Origin of the sequence: Spirillospora sp. NPDC048911 (assembly GCF_043198015.1) — a bacterium.
Taxonomy (GTDB): domain Bacteria; phylum Actinomycetota; class Actinomycetes; order Streptosporangiales; family Streptosporangiaceae; genus Spirillospora.
In genome coordinates, this window is the sequence record NZ_JBICUD010000004.1 from 576,753 (window position 1) to 590,121 (window position 13,369).

Genomic DNA, 13,369 nt, shown 5'->3' on the forward strand with positions numbered 1-13,369 from the left:
CATGACTGCCCGCCAGCGCCGCCACCCCGTGGCCGCTGCCCCGCCCCCACTAGTCCTGCTACCGCGCGATCTGTGGGCGCCCGAACCGCACTGGACCGAGCTCGCGCTGTGCGCGCAGACCGATCCAGACTCCTTTTTTCCGGAGCAGGGCGGCGACACCCGGCCGGCCAAGAAGGTGTGCATGGCATGCGAGGTCCGCACCCAATGCCTCGACTACGCCCTGGACAACGACGAACGATTCGGTATCTGGGGAGGGTTGTCGGAGCGGCAGCGCCGCAAGCTCAGGCGGGCCTCCACGGAGGTGGCGGCATGATGCCTACGCTCCCCTCGTTCAGCTCTGCGGCCAGTGTCCTGGCTGTCGCACAGCCGTACCTGATCGGCTGCGCCGCCACCCTCCTTGTGGTGCTGTTCGTCGTCGCGGGCGTCCGGGTTACCAAGCCTCGCCGTAGCAAGGCCAAGGCGCCCGGGCAGGTCGAGAACCGGCTCACCTTCCTCGTCGCCGTCATCGCGGCTGGAGTCGCCGCACAGGGCATGTGGCGGTTCTTCCGCGACGTCCTGGACTTCGCGCCCCAGTGGCGCATCGTGGCATTCGCCGTCCTCGAACTCGTCACGTTCACCTGCGCGCTGCGGGCCCGCCGCAACATCCGCGAGGCCGAGAAGCCTGAGGACGCCAAGGCCGGCATCGACGGCGTCGCCGTGTGGGTGGTGACTGCGCTGTCTGGGACGTTCTCAGCGATGGACGCCGAGAGTATCCCGGAGATGCTGTTCCGCCTGGTCATGCCGCTGCTCGCCGCGTGGCTGTGGGAACGCGGCATGTCGATCGAACGGCAGCGCATCCGCAAGAAGCACAACAACGAGCCGAAGATCAACCTGCGGGTCACGCCGGAGCGGGTGTTGGTGTGGCTGCGGATCGCCGAACCGTCCGGGCGGACCGCGTCCGAGGTCGACGCGCACCGGCGGCTTACCAAGGTCGCGAAAGCCGCCGCTCGCGTGAGAGCTCTCCGCAGCGCCTGGGATGTGAAGGGCGTACGGCTCCACTCCGCGCAGCGGCGCCTTGACCGTGCCATGCGGTCCGCAGTCGCCCACGCCGGCCTCGCCGCTGACTCCGAGCGGCAGCGCGCGTTGATCGCTCAGCTCGGTTCGATGTACAACGCTGGCTCCCTCGCGGAACTGACCCCAGATGCACCGTGGAGCGACCTCACGCAGCCTCCGACGCGGACCGTGTTCGAGTCACTAGGCGTGTCGTTCGTTCCCGTGCAGTACCCGCCTCGGCAGGTCCCGGCAGAGCCCGGCCGTGAGATGACCGATGGGTCCCAGACCAGGTCTGCAGACCAGTCCCCCAGTGGGTCTGGGTCCGGGTCCAGCAGTGGGTCCGATGACCAGGCCCGAGACCAGTCCGACACCAGGTCCGAGAACCCCAAGCCGGACCAGTCTGACGACCAGGTCCCGGACCAGGTCCCGACCAAGCCGCAGACCCGCAAGACCCAGACCGGTCCGCGCACTGCGAAGACCGGTCCGAAGAAGTCGGCCCGCGCCAAGGCCAAGCCAAAGGCGCTGGACCGCATCGACGAGGCCCGCGCCGTGGACAAGGCGTACCTGGACGAGCACGGCCGGCACATTCCCGCCGAGAAGCTCGCCAGAGCCCTCGGAATCGCCAAACCCGCCGCATTGCAGCTGGTCAAACAGATCCGCGGCGGCCACATCGACATCGCGAAATGACCGCCCCCGCCCGCGACCAGAACCCACCAATCAGCCCAGCCGGAAGGTAGCGAACAGTGATCACGGAACGTCTGATGTCCAGGACGGGCTTGATGCTCGCCGCCCTCTACACCGTGTTCGGCTTCGTCGTCGCGTACGCCCTCGGAGTCGTCGCCGTTCTGCTCGGCGCGCCAACGCGGGCAGCGGTCGTCGGCGTGCTCCTGGTGGCGGTCCTGGCCGGGCTGGCGCTGGTGTCGCGGGTGAAGGGGAGCGGCGAGCCGGAACCGGCGGCAAGCCCCGCAGCGGATCCCAACGTATGAGTGCACGCACAGGCGCACCCGCACACACACGCACCCGCACACGCGCGTGAGAGGAGTGTAACCCAAATGTCTGGAAGCCACCGTGACAGAGCGGCATTCCGCGCGTCGCAGTACCGCGAGGAGATCGCCAAGGCGCAGGCTGGCGGCGACTTCAAGGGGGGCGCTGACCTGGCGTTGGCGTGGCTGCGCGGCGAGTTGGTGAAGGTGCGGCGGCGGCGCCCGAATGAGTCTGCGGCGGTCGACGCGGAGTTGACCGAAAAGCTGGTTCAGCTCGCTGAGGCGGTTCCGTTCTTCAAGCCGGCGCGGAAGGGCTGAGCTGATGTCGTCTCTGCCTGATGTGTCGCTGGGTGGCGCGTCATCCGCCGCGCCGGTGCCGCTACAGCCGATCGAAGAGACCGGCCTTGACGTTGCCTCGGCGGCGCAGGTCCCAGACGCGTCATCCGGACCCGCTCAGACCACCGTGGTCAAACTGCCAGACAGCGACCTGCACGGGAGCCGGGTCACGTGGTTGGACCAGGTCCGAGACCTGGTGACCCATTGGGTCCGGCAGGCATCAGACCAGGCGCCATCCGGCGGGGTCTGGGATGCGCGACCCGAGTCACTGGCCGAGTACCGGACCTACGTCAGGTCCCGGCTGTGGCTGCCTGATGAGTACGAGGGCCGGGTCCTGCGCTGGGTGACGGTCGCCTACTACAACACGGCCGGCATGGCCGGGGTGGCGGTCGGCTACGCGATCGCGTGGCTGTTCGCGCGGATGTTCCGCATCAACGTCGCGGCCACCGTGGCCGCGCTGGCAGTCGCGCTGTGGCTGCTGTTCGGATGAGAAGGGGAAGATCATGACTCTTGCTGGGGCGGTCATCTTGGCCGTCATCGCCGGTGCTCTGCATCTGAAGCATCGGGTGCCGCGGGTGGTGGCATGGCTGCTGCTGTTCGTGGGGTTCGGCGCCTCCTCGACCGTGACCGGATTCCTGGGTGCTGACTTGTCGGCCGTGGCTATCGGCGGCGTCACCATTGCCACCATCGCCGCGATCGGCACACTGATCTACTTCTGGGAAGAGGCTGTGAAGTGCAACGGCCTGCACCGGGTCCGGACACCGCTGGTCGCGTTGGCATGCGGAGCTTCCATCGTCCTGGCGGGGGGCTCGTTCTTCCAGATGATCGAGAACGCCGCGCAGAAGACCGGGGCGAACGTCGACGAAGCCGTCGTATCGAACCTCAACGGGAAGTAGAGCGGTGGAGCCCGTCAGCGCACTGATCTTCGCGCTCCTCGCAGCCTGGGCGGACGCCACCGCCCAGGCCCGTGAGGAGACCCGCGTGGCCGGGAAGGCGATCCGCGCTGACCTGCGCTCCCGTCAGGAGGCGTGGGCTCAGCAATTGACGGATCGGCTCGCCCGCGGCCGTAGCGGCGGCCCCGCCACTGCGTTGTGGTGGGGATGGGCTGCTCTGCGCACCGCTCAGGCGGTGCGTCGGGGACTGCGCCGCGCTCCGAAGGAACGGGAGCCCGCGAAGGCCATCCGCGGGGAGACCGGGCCGTTCCGCCGGGTGTGGGACGCCGCGGCCGCGGCGGCACGGCACACGTGGAGGGAGCAGCGTCGGGCAGCCGCGGCGGGCTGGACCGGTGACGACAAAGCGGGCTCGGCGAGCGGCGGCGGGGCTGATACCAGCACGTGCCGTACCCGTATGGCGGTGTGTCGCCGGTGCGGAGCGGTAGTGGCCGCTGCAGCGTTGAAGCCAGCGCCGGGCACGGGTGAACCGGCGTGCCTCGCCTGCCGTAACGAGATGGCCGCAGACACGACCGGAGACGCTGACACTACTGCCGGTGATGGCGCCGCCACACCTGATCACACCTCCGATGACGCGGTCGACACCGACGTGATCGACCAGAAACCGCAGCAGATCAAGCCACCGCGCCCTGAACTGGGTGCCGCGCCGTCAGCACCCCGTAGCAAGCAGCCGACTCAACCGCCGCAGCCCGCACCGGCACCGGCCAAGCCTGCCACGCCTGAGCTGCCAGCCGGATCCGCCGCCCCTCAAGCAGGGCCATCCCAGCCCCTGCCCGCCCCGCAGGTCGCTCCTGCGGGACCCGCCCCCGCGATCGAAGGAAGTCCTCCCATGGCGCCGCGCCACCCCGGCCAGATCGTCCCCACCCGCCCCCACACCCTCGCTACGGCGGCGCGTGGCAACGGCGGCGAAAGCTACACCCACGGCGCGTGGAACCGCGTCGTGGCCGACATCTACCAGCGGCTCGACATGATGCCGGCGGTGCTGGAGATGATGCTGCGCCGCCTCACCACCGCCGACGCTGGCCGCAGCCAGGTCCGCGACGTGATCAAGTTCCGCGACGACGTCGACCAGTACATGCAGCTGATCCTCGAGATGCTCCGCGACGTCAACCAGCGTGAGGCGCCGGTGCTGGCCGCGGTCGAAGACGCCGGCGGCCCCGACGAGATCGCCGGCATCCGTTACCTGTCCGACGTGTGACCGTTTCGAAAGGACTTTCGCTGTGACCAGTCCCGTACCTGCCCAGCCGCCCGCCGCGCCCGCCGGTGGAAGCGGCTACACCCACCGCACCTGGCGCGACGAGATGGGCGAAATCCTGCTGCACGTCGCCGGCATTTACCGCGACCTGGAAGAGATGCACTACTCCCTGCGCCGCGTGGAAGCGGGCCGTACCCAGCTCACACGAGTCGCCGGAGCGATCACCGGTGGCCATGACCTGATGGTCCGCGGAGTGACGTACGTCAAGAGCGCCGACGACCGGTACCTGCCCGTGCATGAGGCGATCAAGCGGGCCGGTGGCGCGACCGAGGTCGCGCAGGACAAGCGCTACCACGACCGCGACTGACCCCTCACCCGACCCAACGAGCTTTGGAAGGGACTTGGCTGATGCGTCTACTCGCAGCTCTGGACCGCATGCACACCGCGCTGACTTTGGCGGACGCACCCACCCGCCAGCTGCGTGGCGTCTGGGATTGGCGTGTCGAAGTCGCCGCGTGCGTGGAGGCGGCCAGCGTGTTCACCGGTGCACCGGGGCTTGTCATCGACGACACACCCCGGTTGACGACCAGAGGCTGGCGGCGGCCGCTGCCGGTGCGGTTCCTGTTCGGTGAGCGCACTCACGCCGCCTGGCTCAGCCTGTGTTCTGCGATCTCCAGGCGCTTGTGGACGCAACGCGACACCGCTGAGCAGATCTATGACAAGGCCGTCAAACGCATGAAGATCGCGTGGCGTGCAGGCGACGCACGGGCGTTCAAGAAGGCCAGGCGGCTGCGGGAGCTGGCCGACCGTTGGTTCGCAGCGGCCAACCGGGCCATCCGGGTCGGTGACCTACTGGTCGCCACCGAAGACGCGGTCATGCGGCCAGTCGGCAAGGCCATCCGCAAGGTCGGTATCGCCGACGTCGCGAAGGACAAGCGCTACCACGACCGGAGTCTGTGATGCGCCGCACCCACACTACGACCGCACCGGTCCGGTCCGCCGCCCCACCGGACCTGACGGCGGTGCTCGGCGAGGCCTTCGCCACCGCCCTCAACCAAGCCCAGCAGCCTCAGCAGGAACCCATCCAGGACAGCGACGCCCCCCGCAAACGGGGGGCGCTATGGATGGTGCTGGTGTCGAACTCACCAGCGCTGTCCCCGTGGCGGTGGATGGCCACCGCCGACGCCACCGCGATCACGGCGCACTACGCCACCTCCAACGGGTGGTGGGCCGCCGTCACCGCCGTGGGCGCCTCCGCTGTCGCAGCCGGGTGGGCGATGTGGCGGACCCGCGAAGCGCGCCTGGTGAAGCGGGTCAAGACCGCCAGGACCCGCCACAAGATCCGCGGGAACGCCAAGATCGCAGTCGTCGCCGGGTCGATGTGGCTGCTGATCGGGTCGGTGTGGACCCCCGTCGGCCCCAACGCCGTCATGCAGTTGACGCTGCTGGGCGGCGGTCTGGTCGTCGCGGCGCCGCACCTGTACCGCAACCGGCGCCGCGACACCCCCGCAGAAACCGCCGCGGCGCTGGAAGCACCGGCCGAGGACCCGCGCCTCACCAGGTTCCGTGACCACTTCTGTGTGCAAGGCACACTGATCGACGCGCACCTGCACAACTTCACCGACGTGCCCGGCGGATTCCAGTTCCACATCGAACTGTCGCTAGCCCGCCGCTCCACCTTCAGCGACGTCAAGCGGCTTGAGGACGAGATCGCCGCGCTGTTCGACGTGCCGCTGGACCACGTGTCCGTTGCGCCGCCCGAGTCCCGCAGCGCCCGCCGCGCGGTCGTCACCATCCTCACCGAAACCAAAGCTCACGAACGCGATCAACCGTGGGACGGCGCCTCCACCTACGACCCGGAGACCGGCTGCGTCGACCTTGGCCGGTACGCCGACTCCAGCCCGTCCCGGTGGCAACTGCACACTCCGTCCTCCGGCGCGAACTGCGGCGTCGCGATCGGCGTCCGCGGCTCAGGCAAGACCGGGACGCTGCACGTGGTGTCCGCCGAAGCCGGCCAGGCCAAACTGTGCGAAGAGTGCCTCGCCGCGCAGGCGTGCCAGGTGTGTGCGATGCGCCGCATCTGCGGCCTGTGGATGGGCGACCCGCAGCAGCAGCCGTTCGCCGTGTGGCGTGGCCGCGCCGACCTCACCGCTTGGGGCCCGATGTCGTGCGTGCGGATGCTGTCGTGGATGCACGCCGGGATGCGGCACCGCGCCGACTTCTTCGGCCGGATGGAATGGAGCGACCACCTCGGCCGCACCAACACCGGCAAAGGCTGGTTCGACCCCACCTCCCGGTTTCCGATGCTTTTGGGCGTTATCGACGAATGGCCGATCGTGTCGCGGGACCCAGAGCTCGGCCCGTTCGCGGTCCAGTTCGCGTTGGACATCCTCAGCGAAGGACGGAAGGTCGGGATCGGGCTGGTGCTGGGCTCCCGAGACGCCGACGTCGACGTGCTCGGTGACCGCGGTGTCCGCGAGAACCTGGCCGCGGTCAACGGGGTGGTGCACCGCAGCGACCGTCTCGCCAAGCAGATGCTCGGGATCGACGGCAACCCCGAAGACCTGCCCCACGGTGTGCACAGCGTCGGCTACCTCAAAGGCATCGACCGGCGCAGCGACATCGTGCACCGCACCAAGCACCTACCCGAGTACGTGAAGCCCGGCCAGACCGGCGTGGACGTCCGCGCCCTCGCCGACCGCATCGCAGCCGAACCCATCACGTTCGACGAGGCATTCACCCGCGCCATCGTCCCGCTCGGCTACCGCGGCTCGGGCCAAGTCCTGTCCGACGACGAAGACGGCTGGGACATCTCCGCGCTCATGCCCGCCGACGAAACCGGCGCGGCCGCACACGAGCACGACGAGGCCACCTCCCAGGCTGCAACCGCCACTGCGGTGGCAGCGCCACCGTTCACCGCCACCATCCAGCAAGCGCTCACCCAAACCGCCGGAGGTGACGTGTTCGACCTGATGGGCGTGACTGGCCTGTCCGCCCACGAAGTGCACCAGGGCCTCGAAGCGTTGGTTGCGCACGGCCACGCCACCCGCAGCCCTGACGGCAACTACACCCCCCACAACTAGGAGCAGTCATGGACTCGTGGCCCCTGTCGATGCAGTTGGCGCCCACGGCGCTTCAGAAAACAGCGGACCGGCTCGTCGCAGTCGACTGCGCCCTGAAGCTCACACCCACCACCGAAACGACCAGTTCATACGACACCAGTCGCATCACCAGGTACGCGGGCAAGTTCGAGAACTGGCTGGCCGACGCGAAAAGCAGCCAAGACTCCGGGCTGCGTCGGCTGCTGTTGCTGCTGGTGTGCACCAAAGCGTCTGAGGGTGCCTCCGCCGACCGGGTCCTCACCATGGCCAAGGACCTCCACCGTTACGCCACCCGCCGATGACTCTCGAGGAGAACGCCATGAACCAGCTTGTTTACTCCACCGATGTCCGCGGTCGCGGCTGGGACGCGTTCGACGCGATGGTGCTGTGGGCCGTCTCGCAGCGCCACACCCTGTCCGGCATCGAGAACATTCTGCCCGCCGGGATCTCCCTGCATCTGATCCGCAAGGCCTTGGACATGGCGGCCGCGGAGGGTCTGCTGCTTCGGGTGATCGGCGACACCGTCACCTACCTGCTCACCGACGCCGGCAGGCGCCGCATCAACCGAGGCACCGAGACCCGCCGCGCCGCATAACAACCCACGACTCAAGCAATGAAGGAGACATGAGATGACTCGAGACGTAGATCTGTATCCGCAAGTCTTCGACACCAGCGACACAACCTGGCATCTCCGTGCGGCCAACGACCGCGGAGATGGCCCCGTCTATCCGACCCGATGCGGGAAGAGCATCAGAACGTTCATGGTGGACATCTCCGAAGGCAAGCCGGACGAGGGGCAAGCACGCTGCCCCACCTGCTACCCGGGGCGCCCATGAACTCGCCAGCGAGGATGACCAGTGGTCTGGACGTGCGGGGGGCAACCTGATGACAGACACCACGACGATCAAGGCCAAAGTCATCGCCGCGTTCCCAGATGACAACCTCCAAGAAGACGAGATCATCCTCGCTCCGAACGGCGACATCATCATCGACCGCCGCAAGAGGCACTCGTCGGCAAGGCCGTTGGTGGTCGGGCGCTGGAGGCAGCAGCGATGAACCCCACAACAGACTCGCGGAGCGCTGCCTGATGCCGACCGTCAAAGATATCCGTACGCCGTCCCCTGCGGCCGCCATCATCGTCGCAACGATCCACGCCGGCCACCTCGACCAAGCCAGCAGCCTCGTCCGCTCAGCGCTGGACGCTGGCGCCGCCCCCGAGACCCTGCTGCTCGAACTCGGCGCGGCCGTCGAACCCAGTCATCCTCGCCAAGGACGCCGAAGGCAACGGCTACTCACCACTCGCAGAAGCCGAAACCGCAATGTACGCCGCCGACTCCACCTGGTCGGGCGAGCGGTACATGCCCGAAGACGAGCGGCTGGCAACCGAAGACCCAGACGACTACGAACAAGCCCCCGACGACGCCGTACCCGCCGTCTTCCTCTGGCCAACGAACTAGAAGCCCGCCAGTCGCGGACAAACCCCGACCGCGCGCGGACACCCACGGACAACAATGGACAGCTGCGGATACCGGTGAACACCACACACCAAGACCAGACCTTGGGCTCCCAGAAGCGCAATTCCGGAAGGTCGCCAACCTGAATCGATCTTGTAGGGATACAGAAATCCCGGAAATTGAACGTCTGGAGATGGGAGAATTAGACATGGCTGCCATGACCGACACCGCCGTCCATGCCAATCAAATCTGGGCCGCAACAGGCAAGTCCACGTTGGGCCTTAGCGTTCAAGTCGATCGCATCGACGACAACTGGGCCGAGTGCACAATCCTGACGAACCGCGACTTCCACCAAAGGCACATCGATCGTTGCCAGGACGACCACTGCCTCGATGATCCAGAGTGCGGCGTAAGGGACCGCCGAGGCAAAGCGATGCGAATCAGCCTTGGATGCTTCACGCCAGTCGGGCAGATGTACCGACCGATCGACTGCGCCCGATGAGGGCGATTGAGCCTGCGGCCTCTCCCCTGCCGGTCATCGCGGCCAGCACAGTCATCCCGCCCGCGGACCCGTACGAGGTGTACCTCAACTCCCTCGAATCCGCCGAGTCCCGCCGCACCATGCGCGGAGCCCTCGACCGCATCGCCAAAATTCTCACCGAGGACGACGCAGCGACCGGCGCCGGACAACCCTGGTGGGGGCTTCGCTACGAACACACCTCCGCTGTCCGCGCCGCCCTCATCGACTTCCGCGACGCCAAGCACCCCGACGGGTACTCCCCCACGCATATCAACAAGCACCTCATCGGCCTACGCCAGATCCTCCGCACCTCCTGGCGCCTTGAACTCATCACGGCCGAGGACTACCACCGCGCCATCGACATCAAGAATGTCAAAGGCAAGCGGCTGCCCGCCGGACGAAATATCCACCGTGACGAACTCGGCGCGTTGCTCCGCGCCGCTGGTGACGACGAAGGCCCCGCCGGCACACGAGATCGCGCCCTCGTCGCGCTTCTCTACGCCACCGGCCTCCGCCGCAGCGAAGCCGCCAGCCTCCTCGTCGAGGACTTCGACCACGCCGAACGTCAGATCCGCATCATCGGGAAGGGCAACAAGGAACGCGCTGTCCCCGTAAGTCTTGCCGCCATCCCCGTCCTCGACGAGTGGCTGAACCTGCTCGGCACCCGCCGAGGTCCCATGTTCCGGCGCATCGACCGGCACGGAAACATCCGCAGTGGCGCGATGAGCCCGCGGGCTGTCGGTTACATCGTCGACCGCACCCGCAAGAAAGCCAGCCTGCCCCCGCTCGCCACCCACGACTTCCGCCGAACCTTCATCGGCGACTTCATCGACAACGGCGGCGACCTCGTCCAGGCCCAGCGGATCGCTGGCCATGCATCGGCCACGACCACCGCCCAGTACGACCGTCGACCTGGACGCGCGCTGCGAGACGCCGTCGACCGTATGAGCTTGCCACTCCCCCACGGCGACAGGAGCGAGACGTTCGATGGGTAGCCAGATCCTCCGCCAGCCCGACGAGCAGTACGCGGTGTTCTCGACGGAGACCGAGACGATCATCGTGTGGGACGCGACCGAGAACGAGCTCGTCGAGTGGTTCGCAAAGAGGGCCGCCGAGCGGGCGCGGCAGAGTGCACGCGAAAAGATCGCTCTCGTCGCCGCGGGTCAGACCCGGCGGGCTTACGCACAGTTCGCCAAGACGTGGGATGAGGCGCTCGCGATGGACCGTGAACATGGTGGCGACGCGTGGAAGGACTTCGAGGCACTCGAACGCCCGTAAACTGGGTGGAAGCTGACACCCGGTGCGCTGACCGATGATCTCGGGTGAGAAGGCACGCAACCTCAAGAGAGGCCCTTCTCACGTGCGTACCCTCGAAGAACGTTTCTGGTCCAAGGTCGCGATCACTGACCCCGACTCCTGTTGGGAGTGGCAGCGCAGCCGATTCCCCAAGGGCTACGGGCAGTTTCGAATGTCCACAGGCGAGTCTCCACGAAAAGCCCATCGCATCGCCTGGATGCTCACCCACGGGGACGCTGGAATGCTGTGGGTTCTCCATCGCTGCGACAACCCGCCCTGCTGCAACCCCAACCACCTGTTTCTGGGCACCGCTGGAGACAACGTGGAAGACATGATCGCGAAGGGTCGTGCACGTAGCGGATTCGCCGCCGACGGCATGAGGCTTCGCGAGGCTGTCCGGCGCTTGAGCGACGAGGACATCCGGGAGGCTCGCAGGGAGCACGCGCTCGGCGTTTCGTGTCGCAGCATCGCCCGCCGCCTGGGTGTGCACCACACGACGATCAGTCGTCTCATCAAAGGCGACCATTGGAAGGGATACGCAGCCTAGTTATCAAGATGCGATCTTGGACTGGGCCAGCTAGCGTCAGCCTCAGCACCTCTCCCGAAGTGCTGATGACGGTTCCTTCTTTTGCAAAGAGAAAACAGACCCGTCGTCGATTTGTTGTCGGGAGGGTCGATAACTTCAGACGCGGGTGCCCGAAGTGCAGGCAGGTCCTGCTTCCACTGTTAATGGAGAGGTTGCAGGTTCGAGTCCTGTCATCGGCCTCGGCCGGTGTAGCTCAATGGCAGAGCACTACGTTTGGATCCGCCGACCTCGTTGTCGGGCACCCCCGCTGAAGTCGAACCCCTCCCCCGCTCCAGGGGTTGCAGGGATGGCGAAGTTCAACACCCGGTCTGCTCGCACCGCCGTGTCGAGCCCGGTCAAGACTGAGACAAACGCGTCGGGCCACACCTACGAGGGCGCTCCCGGACATGCACGGGACACCAGGTCCGAACTCTTCCTTCTCGCTGTCAGCAATCTCGTGGGCGAGGACACCTTCTATGAGAAGGCCGGGGACCGCGATGAGCGCTTCACCAACCTGGTCATCTCCGCAGGCCGCGAGGACCCGAACTGGACAGCCGGGTTCCTGACGTGGCTGCGTGCCGAGGGGAACATGCGGTCGGCGCCGCTCGTCGCGGCTGTCGAACTCGTGCGCGCCAAGCCTGAGGGGATGCGGACCCGTGCCGTCGTCGACTCGGTGCTGCAGCGCGCGGACGAGCCGAGCGAGATCCTCGCTTACTGGCTGAGCAGGTACGGCAAGCCGATTCCGATCGCGCTGAAGCGCGGTGTCGCGGATGCCGTCGCACGCTTGTACAACGAGAGGTCCCTGCTGAAGTACGACTCGGCCGACCGGGCAGTGCGTTTCGGTGACGTGGTCGACCTGACGCAGCCGGCGTACCACCGGCCGGAGATTCGTGGGACATGGCGGTATGACCTGCTCGGTCACGCGCTGGACCGGCGCCACGGCCGAGACAAGCCGATTCCTGAGAGCCTGGCCATGCTGCGGGCTCGCGCCGAGCTGATGGCGCTGCCTTCCGCTGAGCGGAGGGCCGTCCTGACCGCTGAGAACGGTCCGGAGCGGCTCCGAGCGGCCGGCATCACCTGGGAGGCGCTGGCCGGCTGGTTGCAGGGCCCGATGGATGCCAAGGCGTGGGAGGCGATCATCCCGTCGATGGGCTACATGGCCAGGCTCCGGAATCTCCGCAACTGGGATGAGGCCGGCGTCTCCGATGACGTCGCCGCACAGGTGGCGGCGCGGCTCGCCGACCCGGAGCAGGTCGCGCGGTCACGGCAGCTTCCGATGCGGTTCCTGTCGGCATACCGAGCAGCGCCATCGCTGCGGTGGGGGCACGCGCTCGATAAGGCGCTCACCGCGTCCATCAGCAACATCCCCGCGCTGCCGGGCCGGACACTGATCCTGGTCGACACCAGTTCGTCGATGGACGCTGGGTTCTCCAAGGACGGGACGTTGATGCGGTGGGACGCCGCGGCGCTGTTCGGTGTGGCGCTGGCGCAGCGATGCGACGACGCTGCTGTGGTGTCGTACTCGTCGTCGGCGCGGTACTGGGGTGACCCGCAGGGCCCGCGGACGAAGGCGTTCCCGCTCCGTCGGGGTGAGTCGCTGCTGAGGTCGCTGGACCGGTGGAAGAACGACGGGTATTTCCTCGGTGGCGGCACCGACACCGCTGGCGCGGTCCGGCAGCATTTCCGGGGCCATGACCGCGTCGTGATCCTGACCGACGAGCAGGCCAGCGGCGGTGACGTCGGGCAGGCTCTGCCGCGGACCACGCCGCTGTACACCTTCAACCTCGCCGGGTACCAGCGTGGCCATGCCGCATCCGGTGATGGTCTGCGGGTGACGATGGGTGGGCTGTCGGACGCGGGTTTCCGGCTGATTCCGCTGCTGGAAGCGGGTCGCTCGGCAAGCTGGCCGTGGATGCTCGACAAGGCCGCCTGATGCT

Annotated in this window: 18 protein-coding genes and 1 tRNA gene; all 19 read left to right on the forward strand. The window is 67.4% G+C overall.

Annotated features, from left to right (window positions below; all coding sequences use genetic code 11):
• The first annotated feature begins 1 nt into the window (after position 1).
• A complete protein-coding gene (locus ACGFNU_RS21070) occupies positions 2-313 on the forward strand; it encodes a WhiB family transcriptional regulator (protein WP_392595908.1) in 312 nt (103 codons plus the stop codon).
• Complete coding sequence (locus ACGFNU_RS21075; RefSeq protein WP_392595910.1) at positions 310-1,719, forward strand: hypothetical protein; 1,410 nt, start codon at positions 310-312, stop codon at positions 1,717-1,719. The genes ACGFNU_RS21070 and ACGFNU_RS21075 overlap by 4 nt, the downstream gene beginning before the upstream one ends.
• 56 nt (positions 1,720-1,775) lie before the next feature.
• Entirely contained in the window at positions 1,776-2,018 is a 243-nt protein-coding gene (locus tag ACGFNU_RS21080; protein ID WP_392595911.1) for a hypothetical protein, read from the forward strand.
• Between the two features lie 66 nt (positions 2,019-2,084).
• Positions 2,085-2,333, forward strand: a complete 249-nt coding sequence (locus tag ACGFNU_RS21085) for a hypothetical protein (protein ID WP_392595913.1) — start codon at positions 2,085-2,087, stop codon at positions 2,331-2,333.
• Between the two features lie 214 nt (positions 2,334-2,547).
• Positions 2,548-2,841 (forward strand): hypothetical protein, encoded by a 294-nt coding sequence (locus ACGFNU_RS21090; protein WP_392595914.1) that lies wholly within the window; start codon positions 2,548-2,550, stop codon positions 2,839-2,841.
• A 13-nt stretch (positions 2,842-2,854) separates the two neighbouring features.
• A complete protein-coding gene (locus tag ACGFNU_RS21095) occupies positions 2,855-3,247 on the forward strand; it encodes a hypothetical protein (protein ID WP_392595916.1) in 393 nt (130 codons plus the stop codon).
• An 883-nt stretch (positions 3,248-4,130) separates the two neighbouring features.
• On the forward strand, positions 4,131-4,499 hold the full coding sequence (locus tag ACGFNU_RS21100; RefSeq protein ID WP_392595918.1) for a hypothetical protein: 369 nt from the start codon (positions 4,131-4,133) through the stop codon (positions 4,497-4,499).
• 22 nt (positions 4,500-4,521) lie between these two features.
• The gene (locus ACGFNU_RS21105; RefSeq protein ID WP_392595919.1) at positions 4,522-4,863 is read left to right on the forward strand and encodes a hypothetical protein; all 342 of its coding nucleotides are present in this window, start codon (positions 4,522-4,524) and stop codon (positions 4,861-4,863) included.
• 41 nt (positions 4,864-4,904) lie between these two features.
• Positions 4,905-5,456: a hypothetical protein gene (locus ACGFNU_RS21110; protein ID WP_392595921.1), complete on the forward strand. Its 552-nt coding sequence runs from the start codon at positions 4,905-4,907 to the stop codon at positions 5,454-5,456.
• Positions 5,456-7,579 (forward strand): hypothetical protein, encoded by a 2,124-nt coding sequence (locus ACGFNU_RS21115; RefSeq protein ID WP_392595923.1) that lies wholly within the window; start codon positions 5,456-5,458, stop codon positions 7,577-7,579. Before ACGFNU_RS21110 ends, ACGFNU_RS21115 begins: the two co-directional genes overlap by 1 nt.
• Positions 7,580-7,587: 8 nt before the next feature.
• Positions 7,588-7,899: a hypothetical protein gene (locus ACGFNU_RS21120; RefSeq protein WP_392595925.1), complete on the forward strand. Its 312-nt coding sequence runs from the start codon at positions 7,588-7,590 to the stop codon at positions 7,897-7,899.
• Positions 7,900-7,916: 17 nt separating this feature from the next.
• Positions 7,917-8,192: a hypothetical protein gene (locus ACGFNU_RS21125; protein ID WP_392595927.1), complete on the forward strand. Its 276-nt coding sequence runs from the start codon at positions 7,917-7,919 to the stop codon at positions 8,190-8,192.
• Positions 8,193-8,482: 290 nt separating this feature from the next.
• Positions 8,483-8,653: a hypothetical protein gene (locus ACGFNU_RS21130; protein WP_392595929.1), complete on the forward strand. Its 171-nt coding sequence runs from the start codon at positions 8,483-8,485 to the stop codon at positions 8,651-8,653.
• 606 nt (positions 8,654-9,259) lie between these two features.
• Complete coding sequence (locus ACGFNU_RS21135) at positions 9,260-9,553, forward strand: hypothetical protein (protein WP_392595931.1); 294 nt, start codon at positions 9,260-9,262, stop codon at positions 9,551-9,553.
• On the forward strand, positions 9,550-10,566 hold the full coding sequence (locus ACGFNU_RS21140; RefSeq protein ID WP_392595933.1) for a tyrosine-type recombinase/integrase: 1,017 nt from the start codon (positions 9,550-9,552) through the stop codon (positions 10,564-10,566). The genes ACGFNU_RS21135 and ACGFNU_RS21140 overlap by 4 nt, the downstream gene beginning before the upstream one ends.
• The gene (locus ACGFNU_RS21145; protein ID WP_392595934.1) at positions 10,559-10,849 is read left to right on the forward strand and encodes a hypothetical protein; all 291 of its coding nucleotides are present in this window, start codon (positions 10,559-10,561) and stop codon (positions 10,847-10,849) included. The genes ACGFNU_RS21140 and ACGFNU_RS21145 overlap by 8 nt, the downstream gene beginning before the upstream one ends.
• A gap of 82 nt (positions 10,850-10,931) precedes the next feature.
• Positions 10,932-11,414: a helix-turn-helix domain-containing protein gene (locus ACGFNU_RS21150; protein WP_392595936.1), complete on the forward strand. Its 483-nt coding sequence runs from the start codon at positions 10,932-10,934 to the stop codon at positions 11,412-11,414.
• Positions 11,415-11,561: 147 nt separating this feature from the next.
• A tRNA-Asn gene (locus tag ACGFNU_RS21155) sits at positions 11,562-11,632 on the forward strand.
• A 257-nt stretch (positions 11,633-11,889) separates the two neighbouring features.
• Positions 11,890-13,365 (forward strand): TROVE domain-containing protein, encoded by a 1,476-nt coding sequence (locus tag ACGFNU_RS21160; protein WP_392595937.1) that lies wholly within the window; start codon positions 11,890-11,892, stop codon positions 13,363-13,365.
• The last annotated feature ends 4 nt before the right edge of the window (positions 13,366-13,369 follow it).